We start from the raw sequence: 20192 nt of genomic DNA, 5'->3' as shown, positions 1-20192 counted from the left end.
ACGGTGCCAGGTGTAGCCACCGCCGGCACGCAGCGCCAGCTCACCGAACTGTTTGCCGCCGTACACCGCCAGGTGGTAGTTGTCGCTGTCGGCATTCGAACCATAGCCACCGTCCAGCGAAGTGCGGGTGTAACCGGTCGCCACGCCCAGGCGCCAGTCATCCGCCAATGCCGAGTCCAGCCCCACCAGCACGCCGTAGGTCGAAGCCTGATAGCCCGTCGCATTGGCATCGCCCGACGCATGGTCCCAGGCACCCAGCAACTGCGCCCAGGCACCGCCGTCATCGTCAGCCTTGATGTCCGGCGAGGTCGCCAGCCCTTCCGCCTGCCGCAGGCGGCCATTCAGCGCATCACGCAGGTAACGGCTGTCGTTGACCTGTGCCGAGGCAATATCCGCGTGGATCTGCCCGGACAACTGACGGAACGCCTGACGGGCTTCCCCTGTAGATCCCGCATTGAGGATGCTCTCGTACACCGGATTGCCCGCCGCCAATGCCTCTGCCGCTGCCGCGACCGCACGCTCGTTCTGGGTTGCTGCCACGCTGGCGAAACTGGTGTCGTTACGACCGACGTTCAACGTGACCTGATTGGGTTGGTAAGTCAGATCGGCGTCCAGGAAGGGAGAGAAGGTTGAAGTGGAAGCAAACTGCCCGCTGATGCCTTGTTGAGCAGTCAGAATGTTGTACTGGCGACCAAGCAAGCTGCTCACGCTACCTTGCGACAACAGGTTGGCGTTTTGTTCCTGCAGCACCGCCACTTCGCCCCCGCCGATCGTCGCCGATCCGTTGCTTTGGATCCGATCGCTCTGGCCGTTGGGGGCCACTTCCACCGCGTAACGGGAACCCGGCTCGAAACTGACGTTACGAGCCACATTCAGCGTGCCGATCGAGTTACCCGGCGCCACGGTACCGCCGCTGCGGGCGGTCAGTGAGCCCACAGTACCGGAGCCACCCAGCACACCGGCGTTTTGCACCGTGACGTCCGAAGTGACCGAGCCGTTAATCGCCAGCAGGCCCTGATTGATCAATGTCGGCCCCGCGTAACTGTTATTGCCGGTCAGTACCAATGTGCCGATGCCCTGTTTGGTCAGGCCGCCGTGGCCGGAAATGTTGTTGCTCCAGACATCCAACCCGCAATGCGTATCGTCACACACGCGTTCGGTCGGTTTGCCCTTGTCCAGCACCGCGCCGACGCCCGGTAAATTCACCACAAACTGTTCCGGGCCGTAGGCACCGCTAACACGGAACTCCTCAGGAATATCTTGTTCGGTGACAAACATGCCCGGGCCGTTAATCGCCTTGCCCAGATCGATCATCCCCCAGCCATATAGCGCATCGATACCCGGAGCGCCCATATCAACGGTGGTGGTCTTCAGCACCGAGGCAACCTGTGCGCCGGTCATGTACGGGAAGCGCTCCATCAGCACCGCAATGCTGCCTGCCACGTGCGGTGCCGCCATCGAAGTCCCGCTGTATTTGGCGTAACCGGTGGTCAGGTTATCTACACTGTTGCCTTCGATGATCGAGCTGTACACCTTGGTCCCCGGTGCGGCAACGCAGAAGCTGGCGGTATAACCGCAGCGTGAGGAGAAGCTGCTGATGCTGTAATCGCCGGTGTTGCTCGGATCCTGCAGGCTAGCGACCGACAGCCAATTGGGGGCGATTTCCGGCACGAAATAGGCCAGGCCGGCCATGGCGTCCGGGTTATTCAGGTTGTAATCGTTACCGGCGGCAAAAATGGTAACGATGCCGCTACGTGCCGCATCGATCGCGCCCTGATAAGCGCCACCGGCTTTGGTGCCAAGGATCTGTTTGATTTGATCGAACTGCTTTTGCGCATCGGCGAGCGTGAAGTGGGGATAGGCAGGATCCTTGCCGCCCTGATCGAACTTCTCGGTGATGCCGATGCCCCAACTGTTATTGATAATGCGCGCGCCACTGGCGATCAACGCATCCCAGCCGGCCTGGTACACCGCGCCATCATTACCGAGAATGATGCCGTCCTCCGGGCCCGGATCGCCGTTTTCCGCGCTGATGATTTGTGCGTTGAACGCCACGCCGTGCATCTCGCCGCCATCGCGGTTGCCGGCAGCGATGCCGCCCACATGGGTACCGTGTGAACCCAGCGTGCCGTCGGAGTCCACGCTCGGCGTGCCGTCATAGCGGAATACGTCGCCTTTTTTCACCGGAATATAGGGATCGGTGTATTCGCGGATGCCGGTAGTCACCAGATTGATTACCTTGTTCTGGCTGGCAAACTCCGGGTGTTTGGCATACACCGGCTGATCGAAAATGCCGAGTTTTACGCCTTTCCCGCTATAACCGGCGGCGTAGGCCTGATCGGCGTGGATCGCCCCCAGGCCCCATTCGGCGTTGAATTCATTACTACGCCAACTTGAAGGATCACCCGGCTTACCGCTCTCTACATAAGGTGCAGCCTGCGCTCCACCGATCGCCGCCAGGCAAAAAAGCACAGCACTCCACTGTGCGCGATTAACACCAATTTCAGGCCAGCCGAAGGCCGCCTGAACAGGCTTGACTCCTTTACGTCTATTTTCCATCCCAGATACCGTCCATTGTTGTTTGCAAATGTCTTATTGATTTTTTTGTGTAACAGTTTCGTAACACCAAATAAATAAAGCACAACAATCTCAAGCGCGCCTAATGGGTCAAGGCGCTGGATGATCTAAACGGGAGCCTGAGGATCGAGTAAAAAAGGGGAAAGACATAAGGATCTTCGATGGCTTTAAGCCAGCGAGAAGCGTGAATTTATCGTGCTGAGGATGAAATATAATCAAATGATAAATAAGGATAATAGAAACAAAAAAGGCCGCATGGGTATCTCCCCTGCGGCCTGTTCAACAATGCTTAAGATGCTCTTTTTATCAATTTTAATTATAACTATTGCCAATACTCACTCAGTGAAATGTGCTGGTTTTCGCCGAGAATGGCAGTAAAAATTGGACTATCATGCTAGCGGTTTTCTGCTGTTCATCGCATCTTCCTCGGCCTGACGAATTATGGCTTTCGCCATCCACTGCGTCACATCCTGAATACCACCGAGATCCAGACCCCAAATATCTTTCAGGACCAGGAAAACTTCCGAACCATAGATCAGCGAAAAAGAATGAATCACCCGCTGTAACGCCTCGGGCGATAGTTTATCCTGCAACGGTTCAACCGCCAGGTTCAGCAGGCGTTTGCGGTTGCCGCGGACGAACTTTTCAATCGGTTTAATGGTGCTGGATTGTGCCTCGGCCCATTGCTGAAGAGACAACAGCAATGCAGCGCGCAAAGCCCCCTCATGTTGTTCCATTTGCGGATAAGCAAAGCTCAATAATTGTTGGATGCGTGTCCCAGCGTCATGGTCTGTCGGTTGCCATTCAAGAATGGGCCCCAAACTCTCGGCAACCACCGCAGTGATCAATGCACTCTGGGTGGGAAAGTAGCGATAAGCCGTCGCACGGGAAACTTGCGCATGCTGAGCCAATTCAGTAATGGAAGGAAAGGCCCCAGCATCAAACAATACCATCGCGCTAGCGAGCAACAGCTTGCGAGTTCTGGCTCGGGTATGGGTCAAATCTTGGGGTAGGGTTAATGGCACAGCGGACCTCTTTCTCACCAATATAACGCAGGCCAGAACAAGAGCTCAGGCGAATATACCCACTGTAACAAACTTGCCGGACTCTGCGCTATCCAGGAGAAGACGCAAATCTGTCCTTTCACTTATTGAATGAGACATCAATCTCATTTTCATACCAAACCCACTTGCATAAATGATACGACAGTCTCATTATGATGTTGAATTCACCGACTACGCTCAGCAACCTTAGTCAACACCAGGGATTCAATTTATATAACTAATTAAATTATAATAAAATTATTAAAAAGCGTGGCGGCCATCCGGACCTATAATTCAGGAACAGGCTAATGAACAATAATCAGGCAATCATCTATATTGCGACGACAGCGGACACTAAAGGACGAGAACTAGCTTATGTTCGCAGCCTGATCGCTGATACTGGACTACCCACGCTAACCGTCGACTTATCGACTCATCATGTCCCGGCCTGCCACCCTGCCGATATTTCCGCAGCCACGGTTGCAAGCTATCATCCTGAAGGCGAGAGCGCCGTATTTTGTGGCGATCGCGGGAGAGCCATTGCCGCCATGGCCATTGCTTTCGAGCGATTTATGCTCTCACGGCAGGACGTTGCAGCCTTGCTTGGCCTCGGGGGCTCCGGCGGCACCGCATTGATTACGCCCGCCATGCAGCAATTACCCATTGGCCTGCCAAAGTTGATGGTGTCGACCATGGCTTCCGGTGACACCTCCGGCTATGTCGGCGCCAGTGATATAGGCATGTTGTATTCGGTTACCGACGTCGCCGGGCTCAACCGTATTTCCCGCCTCGTTTTAGGTAACGCCGCACATCAAATTGCCGGTGCCGTTCGATTTGCTACGCCGGTTGATACCGACAGTAAACCCGCCGTTGGACTTACCATGTTCGGCGTCACGACTCCCTGTATTCAGGCGGTGACTGCGGCAATTGAAAATGAGTGGGATTGCCTGGTATTTCATGCGACAGGCAGCGGTGGCCAGGCGATGGAAAAACTGGTCGACAGCCATCTGCTGAACGGGGTGTTCGATTTAACCACCACCGAGGTCTGTGACCATCTGTTTGGCGGCGTGCTGGCCTGCACAGAAGATCGCTTCGACGCGATAGCCCGTACCGGCATTCCCTGTGTCATGTCCTGCGGTGCTCTGGATATGATCAACTTTGGTCATCCCGGTACCATTCCTGATCACTACGCTGAACGCCAGTTCTACAACCATAATGCCCAGGTGACGCTAATGCGCACTACGCCAGAAGAAAATGCCCAAATGGGCCGCTGGATCGGTGAAAAGTTGAACGCATGCGCAGGGGAGATTCGCTTCCTGATCCCTGAAGGAGGTGTTTCAGCACTTGATGCCCCAGGGCAAGCCTTTTGGGATCCTGAGGCGCTGGCCGCCTTCGTCAGCGCACTGGAAGCAACCTGGCAGCCCACAGAGAAACAGAGTCTGATCAAGACCCCTTACAACATCAACGATCCCCGCTTTGCCGACACCGCCGTGCTGCATTTCCGGGAGATCTCTCATTCTTTTTGATTGGAGTTACACATGGCCAAACACACTCGACAGGCATTACTGACCAAATTCAGGGGAATGATTGCCCGCCGCGAACCGATCATCGGTGGCGGTGCCGGCACCGGCCTATCGGCCAAGTGTGAAGAGGCTGGTGGTATTGATCTGATCGTCATTTACAACTCGGGCCGCTACCGTATGGCTGGCCGCGGTTCCCTGGCTGGCCTATTGGCTTACGGTAATGCCAACGAAATCGTGATGGACATGGCCAAAGAAGTCTTGCCGGTAGTTAAGCACACCCCGATTTTAGCTGGGGTAAACGGCACCGATCCTTTTTGCCACTTTGATAAGTTTCTTGATGAAATTAAAAGCACGGGCTTCGCTGGTGTACAAAACTTCCCGACGGTGGGCCTGATTGACGGCAACTTCCGCGCCAATCTGGAAGAAACCGGAATGGGCTATGCGCTGGAAGTGGATATGATTCGGCTAGCGCATGAAAAAGACCTGCTGACCACCCCCTACGTTTTTAATGCGCAAGACGCGATCGCAATGACCGAAGCAGGTGCAGATATCATCGTCCCGCACATGGGGCTGACAACCGGTGGGAGCATTGGCGCAGAAACGGCGCTGACACTGGCTGATTGCGTATCTCTGATTAACGAATGGGCCCTGGCCGCCAAGCAGGTTCGCGAAAACGTCATCGTCCTGTGTCACGGGGGCCCAATAGCCACGCCTGAAGACGCTTCCTATATCATGCAGCACTGCCCGTTAGTTGATGGTTTCTATGGTGCCAGTTCGATGGAACGCCTACCTACGGAGCTCGCTTTAACCGAGACTACTCGTCAATTTAAAAAAATTAACAGAGATTGATGGGAAAATAGCTTACTCGCGCGCAACACCAGGGAAACCCGTTTTTAACGGGAAGTGAAGTAGCAGTGAGATAAGCAAAAGGGCCAGAGATTAATCTGGCCCTTTTTATTTACCACATGAAATTATTACTGTGCAGTCGTCATTTTCGACTTCATGTTTTTCATGTGTTCCATCATTTTCTGTTCGCGTTTCTGATAATTCTCATTGTATTGTTTTTTCTGCTCAGGGGTCAGCAGGTTATACATTTTATTTTCAGCTTTGGCGCGCTCCAGCATATGTTCGGACTGCGCTTTGCTGATGGCGTCAATTTGGGTTTTCGCTTTGGCTTCATCGAAGCTGTCGGAAGCCACCATGCTATGCAGCGCCTGGCGCTCATCTTTGGTCCCTTCACCGCGCTTCTGGTGTGTTTCTTTCATGATATCGCGCATTTGCTGGCGCTGCTGCTCGGTCAGGTTCAGGCCGGCAAACGGGCCACCTTTACCTTCGCCTTTGTGGTGCATCATTTTCATGTTCATCGGTGTGGCATCTGTGGTGGCCGGCGCCGCCGTAGTATCGGCTGCGAAAGCCATAGAAGCAGAACCCAGAGCCAGAGTAGAAGCGACAAATAAAGCGGTCAGTTTACGCATAATCATTTCCTTAAAATTATTCTTCATCAGGAGCGCTGTACGTGAACAGGCTCATCTTTCGTCGGAGATAATAATAGGCCGATAAATATATAGTAATGCGATGGAGTGTAAATTTATTAAAGCCCGAAACACTTTTATTCATCAATAATGAATGAATTATGAAGATAATGTGTATTAACTGGAAATTTTGGTTTCCCATCACATAAAACTCACCACAACATGGAGTTTAATTCTATAGGATTACTCCTGCCAACGGCCCACTTTATTATAATGTAGACCTCTGTGCTACAACCGCCCTGCAACAAGCTGATAGCCGTACCAATGCGCTGAGATCGCATGGATCTCTCGAAACCTCAGGTTCTCACATACACTCTAAGGCAAGGGAGTAATCGAACGATTACAGAGCAAAACTAATTATTGCTTATATAATAGTTTCATCCCCCACCGGTGAAAAACGTGTTATATGATGGAGATACGTGCACTACGGCCACTCCCGGGCCAATAACCTGCGGCTGCGCTCCTTGCACAGACCTGGCTGTCGTGCCCTTTTGAGGAATCATCATGTTCGCAGACCAAGGCCCTATGCTTCTTAACGCCCACTTCGGCACCAACAGCCCTTATTGGCGGTTGACGTTTGACAGCAACGCCCTGGCGTTGTCGGCAGTTAAAGGCAAAACCCATATGGCCGTGGCGCTCAGCGCCATGCAGGCAGCAAAAATCCGTCGCCTGAGTGGCATTACCGCCAGCCTTGATATCACCATCACGATCAGCGGTGAGCCAATACACCTGCATCTGGTCGGGCGCAGAATCAACAATCTGGAGTGGGCGGGCACCGCTTCCGCCTTCAGCGATACCCAATCGGTCGCCCGTGATTTGGTGCACGGCCTTTCTTTCGCCGAACAGGTGGTATCTGAAGCCAACTCTGTGATTGTGATTGTCGATCAGCATGGCCGTATTCAGCGCTTCAACCGTCTGAGTGAAGAGTACACCGGCCTGCACGAACATGATGTTATTGGTAAAAACGTCTTTCAGCTGTTTATGAGCCCGGAGGAAGCTTCGGCATCGCGGCGCAACATCGCCGGCTTTTTCCGTAATGGGTCGTCCTATGAGGTGGAACGTTGGATCAAAACGGTAAAGGGCGAGCGGCTGTTTTTGTTCCGCAACAAGTTCGTTCACAGCGGCAGCGGTAAAAATGAAGTCTTTCTGATCTGCTCCGGCACCGATATCACCGAAGAGCGTCGCGCCCAGGAACGTCTGCGGGTGCTGGCCAATACCGACATCATCACCGGCCTGCCTAACCGCAATGCCATTCAGGACAAAATCACCCAGTCGATCGCCGCACGCGATGGCAGCAACGTTGGGCTGGTGTATCTCGATCTCGACAACTTTAAAAAGGTTAATGACGCCTACGGCCATATGTTCGGCGATCGTTTACTGGTAGAGGTGTCGCTGGCAGTGCTCGGCTGTCTGGCTGAGGACCAAACCCTGGCCCGACTGGGGGGTGATGAATTTCTGGTGCTGGCCCAGCAGGCCGACCGCGAGATGCTGCAACGCCTGGCTCAACGTATTATCGACCGGCTGAAAACGCCGTTCCGTATAGGGCTAATCGAGGTTTATACCGGCTGCTCTATTGGTATTGCGCTGTGTCCAGAACATGGCAACGATCTCGACAGCCTGATCCGCAGCGCCGATACCGCCATGTACGTCGCCAAAGAGCACGGCAAACGGACCTATACCGTGTTCTCGCCGGAAATGAACAAACGCGTCGCGGAATACATGTGGCTGGATACCAACCTGCGTAAGGGATTGGAGCAAAACCAGCTGGTGGTGTATTACCAGCCAAAAATCGAGGCGATCAGCGGCAAAGTCTGCAGTGTGGAAGCGCTGGTACGCTGGGATTCACCCGAGCGCGGTCTGATCCCACCGCTGCAGTTTATCTCTTACGCCGAAGAGTCCGGCCTGATCGGCCCACTCGGCCGCTGGGTGCTGCAAACCGCCGCCAAACAGGCCGCTCACTGGCAACGACAAGGGCTGCAACTGCGGGTCGCGGTCAATCTTTCCGCCCGGCAATTGGTTGATGACTCTATCGTTGAGGATTTGGCACAGGTGTTACTGCAAAATCAACTGGCCCCCTGCCTGCTGGACTTCGAACTCACGGAAAGCAGCCTGATTGAAGATGAGAAACGCGCACGCGAAGTGATTACCCGGCTACGTGAGCTGGGTGCACAGGTTCATCTTGATGATTTTGGCACCGGCTACTCTTCGCTGGCGCAACTGGCGCGTATTCCGCTGGATGCCATTAAGCTGGATAAAAGCTTTGTGCGGGGCGTGAATGATAATCCGGTTTCACAGTCGCTGGTGCGCGCCATCGTGGCGGCGGCCGAAGCGCTCAAATTCCGGGTGATCGCCGAAGGTGTGGAGACCGAAAGCGAGAACCGATTCCTGGATGAAATCGGCGTGGATGAAAAACAGGGGTTCCTGTTTGCGCGGCCAATGCTCCCGGAACAGCTGGAACATTGGCTGCAGTCTTATCGCCCGCCATCTTCCTCAGCGTGAGGCGGGCAGGGTAACGTTAGCCGGCACGACGCAGGTTCAGCGTGTGGCGATCCTGCAGCATCACCAGGCGTTCAATATAGGCGCGATCCTTCTCCTCGATGGTGAAGGCCGAATGCACCCAGTCTTCGGTAATGTCCATCAGTTCCGAACGCGTTAACTGCAACACCCGCTGACGGGCTCGCAGCATGGCACGCATGCCGTTCAGTTTGGGCCGAATGGTATCAATGAAGGTACGGGTAGCCACGTAGGCATCGCCGGGCTGGAATAACTGATCGACCAGGCCACGGCTTTCAAACCATTCCGCCGTGTGCGACTCGCCGCCCCAAATCAACTCTTCCGCCAGACGCATGTTTCCCTTACGCGCCACCAGCGAATAGCCGCCCATACCGGGGAACAGATTGAAGGCAATTTCCGGGAACCCCATACGCGCATTGTTCTGCGCCAGAACGAAATGGTGCGCCAGCGCCGCCTCAAAGCCACCGCCCAGCGCGCTGCCCTCCACCATCGCGATGCTGACCGCGCCGGTATCAAACCCGCGTGCCGCCGCATGCACGCAATCAATACAGGCACGTGCGTAAGCCATCATCGCCTCACGCTTGCGGTTTTTAATCGCCTCGGCGAAGAACTGCAGATCGCCGCCCACGTTGAACATATTTGGCACCAGCGAGCCAGTAACCCAAAAATCAAACTGCAATGATGACTCTTTGGCCGCCTGCGCCAGCGTCATGATGTCTTCAATTAACGCCTGATTGAAGCAAGGACGCGGTTCGGCGCGCAGCAGCATCCACATGATGTGCCGCTCTTCCTCATAGTAGGCGGAGATTTGTGTCAAATTGCCCGCTTCGGTAAACGGACGACAGGTGGGGTGATTAAGTAATTTCATATGACCTTCCATTTTATCCAGTGATAACAGGTGAAACCGTTCCAGCCCCTACGGCTGCAGTGATGCTGCCGCAGGTAAACCGCAGCGCCACATCATGAGTAAACGCTTTCTTAGTGATGAAACAGATAAAAATTGGAGGCCGATGAACGAAAAAAAGCGTGCTGGCACGCGACTGATATAAGAATTTTACCTATCGGCGGGGAGTAACATTTCACCCGGGGAACGAACGCGCTAAGCTCACAAATTAGCCTGTTGCCCAACCCGGCGGCCAAATCAGCGCGCCTTTTGGCTATAATCAAGGTTGAGAGAGCCTATTTATCGTTAAGGAAATCGTGACGTAATGCCTACAGGATCAGATAAAGACCCCCGCCAGCCCAACAGTGAAGCGCCGCAAAAGCCGCTGATCGCCATCAAAACCGGCCACCAGAATATTGATCGGCGCATCTCCGGTTTTTCACGCCTGGTTGAACGTATCAAGGCCTGGCCAAGCATCGCTCACCTGCTGCGCGCCACCGAACGCTTTAACGATCGTCTGGGTAGCCAGTTCGGCGCCGCCATCACCTATTTCTCGTTTCTTTCGTTGATCCCGATCCTGATGGTGTCGTTTGCCGCCGTCGGCTTTGTACTGGCATCCAATCCTGACCTGCTGACCGGGATAATTAATAAAATTGTCGGCAGCATCAGTGACCCTACGCTGGCCAGCACGCTGAAAAACACCGTCAATACCGCCATTCAGCAACGCACCACCGTCGGGCTGACCGGTCTGGCGCTGGCGCTGTATTCGGGGATCAGTTGGATGGGTAACCTGCGTGAGGCGATCCGCGCGCAATCGCGGGATGTCTGGGAACGTAATCCGCAGGATCAGGAAAAAATCTATTTCAAATACACCCGCGACTTTGTCTCGCTAAGTGGTCTGGTAGTGGCGCTGATTATCACCCTGACGCTGACCTCCATCGCCGGTTCGGCACAGTCGGCGATTGTCCGGGCGCTGGGTCTGGAAGGCATCGAGTGGCTGCGGCCGGCGATGACGCTGATTGCGCTGTCGATCTCCATCTTTGCCAACTACCTGCTGTTCCTGTGGATCTTCTGGATGTTGCCGCGGCATAAGCCGAAGAAAAAGGCGCTGTTGCGCGGCACGTTACTTGCCGCCATTGGTTTCGAAGTGATTAAGTTTGTGATGACCATGACGCTGCCACAGGTGGCAAAATCCCCCTCCGGTGCCGCCTTTGGTTCGGTAATTGGGCTGATGGCGTTTTTCTATTTCTTTGCCCGCCTGACGCTATTCTGCGCCGCCTGGATCGCCACTGCGCAGTATAAAGAAGATAAAACCCTGCCAACGTCCGAACAATCCGCACCCTGAAGCAATGCAATCATACCGGCCACTCTCTGGTGGCTGGTTTTTTATTCCAACTTTAAGCTAACAAACCAGCATATAAAACCAAAAAACCACCATCACACCTGCCAAACCCAGCATAACAAACTACAGGCTAACTTTTCTTTCCGGCTTTTACAGATGTTCAGTCTGCGAATCATTCATTTGGCAACGTTAAAAACCACGCATAAACACACCAATGAAACATTAAGCTTTTTAACCGGTTAATTACGGCATTGTACAAAGTTTCATCATTGAAAAGGCATTTTGCTATGACTAAGATGGATTTTTACAAATTCAAAATATAAGAAAAATTATGCAAGCCTCCATCGCACCAACTCTGGACGCCGACGACGCGTCAACACCGGTTAACTCACGCGGAAAAGTGATTGTCGCCTCGCTGGTCGGGACCGCCATCGAGTTTTTCGATTTCTATATTTACGCCACCGCGGCGGTGATCGTATTCCCGCATATCTTCTTCCCGCAGGGCGATCCCACCACCGCAACGCTACAATCGCTGGCCACCTTTGCCGTCGCCTTTATTGCACGTCCAATTGGCTCGGCGCTGTTCGGCCACTTTGGCGATCGCGTCGGTCGCAAGGTGACGCTGGTCGCCTCGCTGCTCACCATGGGGATTTCCACCGTGCTGATCGGCCTGCTGCCAAGCTATGAAACCATTGGCATCTTCGCCCCTATCCTGTTGGCGCTGGCGCGTTTCGGTCAGGGCCTGGGTCTGGGAGGGGAATGGGGCGGCGCCGCCTTGCTGGCCACCGAGAACGCCCCACCCAAGAAGCGTGCGCTGTACGGCTCGTTCCCGCAGTTGGGCGCACCTATCGGCTTCTTCTTCGCTAACGGCACCTTCCTGCTGCTCTCCTGGCTGCTGACGGACCAACAGTTTATGGAATGGGGCTGGCGCGTGCCGTTTATCCTGTCCGCCGCGCTGGTGCTGATCGGCCTGTATGTGCGGGTATCGCTGCATGAAACGCCGGTGTTCGCCAAGGTGGCCAAAGCCGGCAAGCAGGTGAAAATCCCGCTCGGCACTCTGCTGAGCAAACACCTGAAGGCAACGATCCTCGGTACCTTTATCATGCTGGCGACCTATACCCTGTTCTATCTGATGACGGTTTACTCGATGACCTACGGCACCACGGCGGCCCCGCTGGGGCTGGGGTACTCACGCAACAGCTTCCTGTGGATGCTGATGGTGGCGGTGATTGGCTTTGGCGTAATGGTGCCGATTGCCGGCCTGCTGGCAGATGCCTTTGGTCGCCGCAAGACCATGATCGTCATCACCCTGCTGATGATCGCCTTCGCCTTCCTGTTCCCAAGCATGCTGGGCTCCGGTAACCAGGCGCTGGTGATGGGCTTCCTGCTGTGCGGCCTGAGCATCATGGGCCTGACCTTTGGCCCAATGGGCGCACTGCTGCCGGAGTTGTTCCCGACCGAAGTCCGTTATACCGGGGCGTCGTTCTCGTACAACGTGGCGTCGATCCTCGGGGCGGCAGTCGCGCCTTATATCGCCACCTGGCTGGCAACCCACTACGGTCTGTTTTATGTCGGGCTGTATCTGGCCTCCATGGCCTGCCTCACGCTGATCGCCCTGTTGCTAATGAAAGAAACCCGAGACCAGTCACTGTAACCCTTCTTAGGCGGCCCCTCCTGTGGGGCCGCACTTCCCGCGTTGTCTCCTGTCATAAAATCAGACTATGCTGAACGCTTCTCCTTTCATGGAAACGGAAATCAATAATGTCTCTGCGCCGCAGACTGTTTTTGTACGTTGCGCCGTTGGTGATGATCGCCATCGCGATAGCTGGGGCGCTCTGGATATGGGTGAAACCACCCCAATCGAGCGCGCTGTGGCGCATCGTCAGCCAACAGTGTCTGCCCAATCAGCAGGCGCATAATAATCCGGCACCCTGTGCGCAGGTTGACCCACAGGCCGGCTTTGTGGTGTTCAAAGACCGCAATGGGCCGCTGCAGTATCTGCTGATGCCGAGCGCCAGAATCACCGGTATTGAAAGCCCCGAGGTGCTGGCTGCCACGACCCCAAACTTCTTTGAGCAAGCCTGGCAGGCACGGCACTTTATGGCCGATAAGTACGGCAAGGCGATCGACGACGCCAATATTTCGCTGGCGATTAATTCAGCCTATGGCCGGACCCAGAATCAGTTGCACATTCATATCTCTTGCCTGCTGCCGTCGGTAAAAACGCAGTTGGCGCAGTACGCGGCGGATTACAACGAACAGTGGGAGCCAATACCTGGCGGCCTGCTGGGCCATGATTATCTGGTGCGTCGGGTAACGCCCGAAGAGTTACAAAAACAGGGGGCTTTCCGCCTGCTGGCGGCGGGCGTGGCACGCGCAGACGGTCGCATGGGGAGCTTTGGGTTGGCGATGACGGCGCTGCCGGGCGGCGATTTTCTGTTGCTGGCCACCGAGCGTAGCCTGCTACCATTTACCCTGGCCTCGGCGGAAGAGATCCAGGATCATGATTGCCAGGTACTGAAGTAAAAAGCCCGCGGGTTATCAGCGGGCTTTCGTGATCATTTCTTCTGTTTCATCTGCTGCAGAATTTTCCCGCACTGGTTTTCCTCACCGCCTTCACTGGGGGAAACCAGTGCCAGCAGGGCCGCTGCCGGCGTCAGCACCACGCCCAGTGCCACCGCCGCCGCACCACGTGCAATCAGCGGGCCGGCCTTCACACCGGCATCCGGGTGCGCGAAGGTGCCTTTCACATACAGCGGCGAACGCAGCGTCAGCACCCGCATGCCCTTGCTTTCCGGATCGATGGACAGGTCCAGCCGTTCCGTGGCGAAGTTGGTATTGCCGCTGATATTGATAATCGCGTTCTCGGTGTCGAACACAAACAGCCGCGGTGCCGCCACGCCGTCACGGATACCGACATCCGCCGCCGCGCAGTTTATCCCCACGACGTCATCACCAAATAGTTGCGCCACCAGATAGTTGCCGACGTTCAACCCGAGGATTTCCATCAGGCTGCGGCTGATCACCCCGTTATTAATCACCATGCGCAGATCGCCGCTGCTGGTTGCCAGCAGATCGGCCACCGAATTACCGCTGCCGGTCAGTTTGGCATCGCCGTTCAGTTGTCCCAGGCTGCGTTTCATCGATCCCACATCCGGCAGCAACTGCTTGAGCTGGAATTTACGCGCATGCATATCTGCCCGCCCCTGCATCGGGTTTTTACTGCCGTCGAGACGGACGGTAGAATTGAGGTTACCGCCCGCCACGCCGAACCGCAGCGGATCCATCAGGATAACGCCGTTATCCAGTTGCAGATGGGTATAGAGATCGCTCAGCGGCAGTGAACTACCGTGTTCAATGCGTTTGGCGGTGAATTTGACGTCGGCATCCATCACCTGCCAGCTTTGGGTATCAAATTTCTCTACCGGCAGTACTTTTCCGGCCGGCTGGCGGCTCTTCTCGCCACGACCGGCTTTTTCCGTATTGGAGTCGGCGCCAATCAGCGGGGCCAGATCGGCAAAACGCAGCTGTTTTGACAGCACTTCGCCACTCAATTTGGGGCGTGGTTTACTGGCGACATATTTCAAATCACCGTGGATATCGCTGTCGCCAATTTTGCCGTCGAACTTCTGGTACTGGAACACCGCACCGCCTTTCTCGTGCAGCCGGGCGATCAGGTGGCCATCCGTGGAGTATGGTGGGGTATTCGGCAGCAGCACCCCGGTGAGGGCATACAGATTGCCCAGGCTGTCGCCGGAGAATTTAAGCTGCAGATCCAACCCACCGAGGTTCATCGGATCGGACAGCGTACCCGCCACTACCACCCGGGTGGAACCGGAGCGCACATCGGCCTGCAGCGGGAACGGCACCTCGGCATTTTGCAATGACAGCATGCCGCCCATCTTGCCGCTGCCCGACAACGGCTCGCCGTTGTATTTGCCCTTCACCTTCCAGCCAAAGATATAGTCGGCAGGGATCTGAGTACCGGCACTCTTTTTACCGGTTACCTCACTAAACGGCAAAGGTTTGCCGAGCGGATCAATCTCCGCGCGAAAATCAGCCTTCAGCGTGGCATCTTTGAAAGCAATGTGACCACGGTCGAAAACGATGTCATGAATGTTCACCGACCAGGCGGACGGGGGTTGGTCAGGATCGCCGGCCAGGTTAAAGGTCCAGTTATTCTCACCGTTAGCCAGCCGCTGTAAACTGGCATTTGGCTGCTTGAGCCAGATACGCGGGATCAGCAACTCTTTACCCAACAGCGCCAGCGGCGAGATACTGGCCTCGACGCGTTGCAACTGCACCATGCTGTCGCCAGGAATATTTTTCGGGTTGCCCAGTACGACATCTTCAGCATGAATGCGCGGCCACGGCACCCAGGCGCGCCAGCTACCTTCCTCTTTATCGCGCGACCAGTCCACGCCCAAATCACCACGAATGGCGAACGGACGGTGTAACTCGGCCGACACCTTGTCATTGATGGTTGGTTTGAGACGGTTCCAGTCGAAGGTCAGCACCAAGACCACCAACGCGGCGATGATTAGCAGCACAATGCCGCCAACCCAAGTGAATGCTTTTCCTGTTTTTGTCATAACGGCTCCCTGAACGCGATAACTTACCCATAAATTGATAAGTGGCTTTACCAAGCCTAGCCGAGGATAGGCAAGAGTTCACGCTTTAGCGGGAGACAGGTATCAGGCGGCAGGCATGGAAAATTGCGTAGGCAAGGTTTGCAGAGTATCGAAATGGGCCGGGCGAGACAGATAGTAACCCTGAGCAGCCAGTGCGCCAGAGCGCTGCACCAGCAACCATTCCTGCTCGGTCTCCACCCCTTCGACGATCACCCCTTCGCTGTGTTGATTCATCATTTTGACCAGGGTGGAAAGCAACTGGACGCCGTCCTCTGTCTGTTTGAGCAAGGTGAAAAGCTCACGCGCCACCTTAATGTATTGATAACGCCAGGTGCTGACCGCAGAGAAGTTCGCCAGGCCACTGCCGAAATCATCCAGCCACAGCCGTTCTGCCCCGGCAATCTGCTGCAACGGGCCGTTTAACGCCATCCCTGCGTGCTCCACCAGCTCAAAGCGCAGATAGGGCATGCTGGCAATCTGCCGTTGCAACGCGCCGTGCTGCTGCAACGCCTGCAGTGCAATACCGTCGATATTGACCGAGACCATCAGCCCATGCCGACTCAGCAGCGGCTGCCAATACTGCAGCAGTTCCAGCTGTTCCTGAATGATCTGCAGACGCTTACGGACGTCGAGGGCGGCAAAATAATGCTCCGGGGACAGTGGCTTATCCGGCGCCGCCGGATGATAGACCGCGGTTAGCAACTCCAGCGCCAGCAAAGCGCCACAGGTGCGGTAGATCGGCTGGAAGGTGTACTGCCGTCGGCATTGCCGCCAATAATGCTGCGCCTTGATATGCGAGCATACGGCGAGGAGTGGCGCCAGCAGACCCGAAGTCATCTTGGTTGTCATTGGTACTATCGCCATCGAAGGGAAATGAAAATGCTCAGGCTGCAGGATCGCCCCTCAGATTTATCGGCAGCGGGCAATAAAACTTTAAGCAGCGGTGAAAGCCTTCTACATTGAATAGCGTATGCACATCCAAGGAGAAAACCATGCCCTACGTAAATATCAAAATTACCCGCGAAGGCGCGACGCCGGAGCAAAAGAAACAGCTGATCGCCGGCGTCACCCAACTGCTGGTAGATACGCTGGGGAAAAACCCGGCCACCACCGTGGTGGTGATTGATGAGGTAGAAACCGACAACTGGGGCATCGGTGGCCACAGCGTCACCGACCTGCGCGCCGCGGCTAAATAGCGGGCAGAGATGGGGTCCGTATCGGGAAACTTTTTAGTTTCCCGATCGCGATCATAAATAAATTAAAACGTTGTTTTATTTTCATTGACTCCCCCCGCCCCTTGCATTGAGACTGGCTGTATTTCGTCCCTATCCACCTTCTTCTTTCAGCCAGGGCTCGTTGACTATGACCACCCAGAATCTTGCCGTGATCGGCGAATGCATGATTGAACTGTCGCAGAAAGGCGCGGACCTAAGCCGCGGTTTTGGCGGTGATACCTTAAACACTGCCGTCTATATCGCCCGTCAGGTGGCAGAAAGCGCGCTGCAGGTGCATTACGTGACCGCACTCGGCACCGACAGTTTCAGCCAGGAAATGCTGCAGTCCTGGCAGCAGGAAAAGGTCCACACCCACCTGATCCAACGGCTGGAAAACAAACTGCCGGGGCTGTACGTGATTGAAACCGATGACGCCGGCGAACGCACCTTCTATTACTGGCGTAATGATGCGGCCGCTCGCTACTGGCTGGCAGGCCCGCAGGCGGAGAGCCTGTGCGAGCAACTGGCCCAATTCGATTATCTGTACCTGAGCGGCATCAGCGTGGCGATCCTCGACGCCGCCAGCCGCAGCAAATTGCTGGCATTGCTAAGACAGTGTCGCGCCAACGGCGGCAAGGTGATTTTCGATAACAACTATCGGCCCCGCCTGTGGCAAAGCCGGGAAGAAACGCAGCAGGCGTACCGCGAAGTGTTGGCCTGTACCGACATTGCCTTCCTGACGCTGGATGACGAGGACTTGCTGTGGGGTAAACTCCCGGTGGAACAGGTGGTACAGCGCACCCAACTGCTGGGCGTGACGGAAATAGTGATTAAACGCGGCGCAGACTCCTGCCTGGTATTTAGCGCCGAAGGCAGCGAATTTGAGATCCCGGCGGTGCGTTTACCAAAAGAAAAAGTGGTGGATACCACCGCGGCGGGCGATTCCTTCAGTGCCGGTTATCTGGCGATACGCTTAACCGGCGGTGATGCCGTGCAGGCGGCGCAGCGCGGTCATCTGACCGCCAGCACGGTGATCCAGTACCCTGGGGCCATTATCCCACTCGCGGCCATGCCGCAATGATTCCAGCTCCGTAGAAATGCGAAAGGCCAGCAATGATGCTGGCCTTTTTATTGGACTCGAAAACCCATCTTAATACCCTAGGGATTTCAGGTTGTAGCCAGGCGCCAAGCTATCTCATCCCCAGGCGCTTACTTTAGTAAGTAACTGGGGTGTGATAGTGCAGGTAACAACGCTACAGCCTGAAAGACGACGGGTATTTAGCCTGCTACCGCGATACGTTTCATATCGGTCATATACCCGCGCAGTTTGCGGCCAACGGATTCGATTGGGTGATTGCGTACCGCTTCGTTAACGTCACGCAGTTGCGCGTTGTCTACTGAAGTACCGGCAACAGATTTACCCAAATCGCCCGCCTGCAGCGTCGTCATAAACTCTTTCAGCAGCGGCACTGCCGCGTTGGCGAACAGGTAATTACCGTATTCTGCGGTATCAGAGATAACCACGTTCATTTCGTACAGACGCTTACGCGCAATGGTGTTGGCGATCAGCGGCAGTTCGTGCAGTGATTCGTAGTAAGCAGATTCTTCGATGATGCCCGCGTCAACCATGGTTTCAAACGCCAGCTCAACACCGGCTTTCACCATAGCAACCATCAGTACGCCATGGTCAAAGTATTCCTGCTCGCTGATTTTACCTTCGAACTGTGGCGCATTCTCGAACGCCGATTTGCCGGTCTCTTCACGCCAGTTCAGCAGTTTCACGTCGTCTTCTGCCCAGTCGGCCATCATGCCACCGGAGAAAGCACCGGAGATGATGTCGTCCATATGTTTCTGGAACAGAGGCGCCATGATCTCTTTCAACTGCTCAGACAGCGCATAGGCACGCAGTTTGGCCGGGTTGGACAGGCGATCCATCATCAGAGTGATGCCGCCCTGCTTCAGCGCTTCGGTGATGGTTTCCCAACCGAACTGAATCAGTTTTTCTGCATAAGCCGGTTCGGTACCTTCAGCAACCAGTTTGTCGAAGCACAGCAGTGAACCCGCCTGCAGCATGCCACACAGAATGGTTTGCTCGCCCATCAGGTCAGATTTCACTTCGGCAACGAAGGAAGATTCCAGTACGCCCGCACGGTGGCCGCCGGTCGCAGCTGCCCAGGCTTTGGCAATCGCCATGCCTTCGCCTTTAGGATCGTTTTCCGGGTGAACCGCAATCAGGGTCGGCACACCGAAACCACGTTTGTATTCTTCACGGACTTCGGTACCCGGACATTTTGGCGCAACCATCACTACGGTGATGTCTTTACGCACCTGCTCGCCCACTTCAACGATGTTGAAGCCGTGGGAGTAGCCCAGCGCCGCGCCGTCTTTCATCAGCGGCTGTACGGCACGAACTACCGAGGTGTGCTGCTTGTCTGGCGTCAGGTTAACCACCAGGTCTGCCTGGGGGATCAAGTCTTCGTAGGTCCCTACCTTGAAGCCGTTTTCGGTCGCTTTACGCCATGAAGGACGTTTTTCGTCGATGGCTTCTTTACGCAGGGCATAAGCCACATCCAGGCCAGAGTCACGCATGTTCAGGCCCTGGTTCAGACCCTGGGCGCCACAGCCGACAATCACCACTTTTTTGCCTTTCAGGTAGCCGGCTTCATCAGCGAATTCGTCACGTGCCATAAAGCGGCATTTACCCAATTGCGCCAACTGCTGACGCAGGTTCAATGTGTTGAAATAGTTAGCCATGGTGGTACTCCGTTAGATGTTGTGTCTTGCATACCCGTCGTCTTTCAAATTGCAGCGTTGTTATCTGCACTAGCTGCACATTGAAATACATAGGGTGCATGTTATTTTCATTCCCCGCCCTGTCTGTGCGGAGATTCGTTGAACTCAATGTATAACAGGAAACGCGTTGCTTAAATTGA

At 55.1% G+C, this 20192-nt stretch carries 15 protein-coding genes; 8 read left to right on the top strand and 7 right to left on the bottom strand.

The window, feature by feature from the left end; translation table 11 throughout:
- Together BEI65_RS24465 and BEI65_RS24460 are read right to left on the bottom strand one after the other, a co-directional pair.
- On the bottom strand, window positions 1-2559 hold a 2559-nt coding region (locus BEI65_RS24465), incomplete at its 3' end, for a S8 family serine peptidase (protein WP_198404507.1).
- Window positions 2560-2966: 407 nt separating this feature from the next.
- Window positions 2967-3602 carry a TetR/AcrR family transcriptional regulator gene (locus BEI65_RS24460; protein ID WP_099065462.1) on the bottom strand — a complete coding sequence of 212 codons (636 nt, stop codon included), beginning with the start codon at window positions 3600-3602 and terminating at the stop codon, window positions 2967-2969.
- 326 nt (window positions 3603-3928) lie between these two features.
- Between BEI65_RS24460 and BEI65_RS24455 the strand changes: the two genes are divergently transcribed.
- Entirely contained in the window at window positions 3929-5146 is a 1218-nt protein-coding gene (locus tag BEI65_RS24455) for a Tm-1-like ATP-binding domain-containing protein (protein WP_099065461.1), read from the top strand.
- A gap of 12 nt (window positions 5147-5158) precedes the next feature.
- Window positions 5159-5992 carry a phosphoenolpyruvate hydrolase family protein gene (locus BEI65_RS24450; protein WP_099065460.1) on the top strand — a complete coding sequence of 278 codons (834 nt, stop codon included), beginning with the start codon at window positions 5159-5161 and terminating at the stop codon, window positions 5990-5992.
- Between the two features lie 125 nt (window positions 5993-6117).
- On the opposite strand, the gene spy is transcribed toward BEI65_RS24450, so the two are convergent.
- Window positions 6118-6618 (bottom strand): ATP-independent periplasmic protein-refolding chaperone Spy, encoded by a 501-nt coding sequence (gene spy, locus BEI65_RS24445; protein WP_099065459.1) that lies wholly within the window; start codon window positions 6616-6618, stop codon window positions 6118-6120.
- Window positions 6619-7179: 561 nt separating this feature from the next.
- Here spy and pdeR point away from each other — a divergent pair.
- Window positions 7180-9174, top strand: a complete 1995-nt coding sequence (pdeR, locus tag BEI65_RS24440; protein ID WP_099065458.1) for a cyclic di-GMP phosphodiesterase — start codon at window positions 7180-7182, stop codon at window positions 9172-9174.
- Between the two features lie 16 nt (window positions 9175-9190).
- Here pdeR and BEI65_RS24435 read toward each other — a convergent pair whose 3' ends face one another.
- Window positions 9191-10057: a crotonase/enoyl-CoA hydratase family protein gene (locus BEI65_RS24435; RefSeq protein ID WP_085119944.1), complete on the bottom strand. Its 867-nt coding sequence runs from the start codon at window positions 10055-10057 to the stop codon at window positions 9191-9193.
- 340 nt (window positions 10058-10397) lie between these two features.
- Here BEI65_RS24435 and yhjD point away from each other — a divergent pair, with 340 nt between their 5' ends.
- The 3 genes from yhjD (at window position 10398) to BEI65_RS24420 (ending at window position 13940) form a co-directional block, all read left to right on the top strand.
- The gene (gene yhjD, locus BEI65_RS24430) at window positions 10398-11417 is read left to right on the top strand and encodes an inner membrane protein YhjD (RefSeq protein WP_085119945.1); all 1020 of its coding nucleotides are present in this window, start codon (window positions 10398-10400) and stop codon (window positions 11415-11417) included.
- A gap of 328 nt (window positions 11418-11745) precedes the next feature.
- A complete protein-coding gene (locus BEI65_RS24425) occupies window positions 11746-13068 on the top strand; it encodes an MFS transporter (RefSeq protein ID WP_099065457.1) in 1323 nt (440 codons plus the stop codon).
- 107 nt (window positions 13069-13175) lie between these two features.
- The gene (locus tag BEI65_RS24420) at window positions 13176-13940 is read left to right on the top strand and encodes a CDP-diacylglycerol diphosphatase (RefSeq protein WP_232519155.1); all 765 of its coding nucleotides are present in this window, start codon (window positions 13176-13178) and stop codon (window positions 13938-13940) included.
- A gap of 32 nt (window positions 13941-13972) precedes the next feature.
- Here the strand turns inward: BEI65_RS24420 and BEI65_RS24415 are convergent, their stop codons facing one another.
- Together BEI65_RS24415 and pdeH are read right to left on the bottom strand one after the other, a co-directional pair.
- Window positions 13973-16006, bottom strand: coding sequence for an AsmA family protein (locus BEI65_RS24415; protein WP_099065455.1), 2034 nt, complete (start codon window positions 16004-16006; stop codon window positions 13973-13975).
- A gap of 102 nt (window positions 16007-16108) precedes the next feature.
- The gene (gene pdeH, locus BEI65_RS24410; RefSeq protein WP_099065454.1) at window positions 16109-16894 is read right to left on the bottom strand and encodes a cyclic-guanylate-specific phosphodiesterase; all 786 of its coding nucleotides are present in this window, start codon (window positions 16892-16894) and stop codon (window positions 16109-16111) included.
- A 143-nt stretch (window positions 16895-17037) separates the two neighbouring features.
- Here pdeH and BEI65_RS24405 point away from each other — a divergent pair, with 143 nt between their 5' ends.
- Window positions 17038-17241, top strand: a complete 204-nt coding sequence (locus tag BEI65_RS24405) for a 2-hydroxymuconate tautomerase family protein (RefSeq protein WP_004951695.1) — start codon at window positions 17038-17040, stop codon at window positions 17239-17241.
- Between the two features lie 166 nt (window positions 17242-17407).
- A complete protein-coding gene (locus tag BEI65_RS24400; RefSeq protein WP_099065453.1) occupies window positions 17408-18340 on the top strand; it encodes a sugar kinase in 933 nt (310 codons plus the stop codon).
- A gap of 197 nt (window positions 18341-18537) precedes the next feature.
- Here BEI65_RS24400 and ilvC read toward each other — a convergent pair whose 3' ends face one another.
- The gene (gene ilvC, locus BEI65_RS24395; RefSeq protein ID WP_099065452.1) at window positions 18538-20013 is read right to left on the bottom strand and encodes a ketol-acid reductoisomerase; all 1476 of its coding nucleotides are present in this window, start codon (window positions 20011-20013) and stop codon (window positions 18538-18540) included.
- Between the last annotated feature and the right edge of the window lie 179 nt (window positions 20014-20192).

It is taken from the genome of Serratia sp. BW106, from assembly GCF_002607755.1.
Lineage (GTDB): Bacteria > Pseudomonadota > Gammaproteobacteria > Enterobacterales > Enterobacteriaceae > Serratia > Serratia proteamaculans.
Note: the sequence above shows the minus strand (reverse complement) of the source record. Positions and strands in the feature narration are given on the sequence as shown.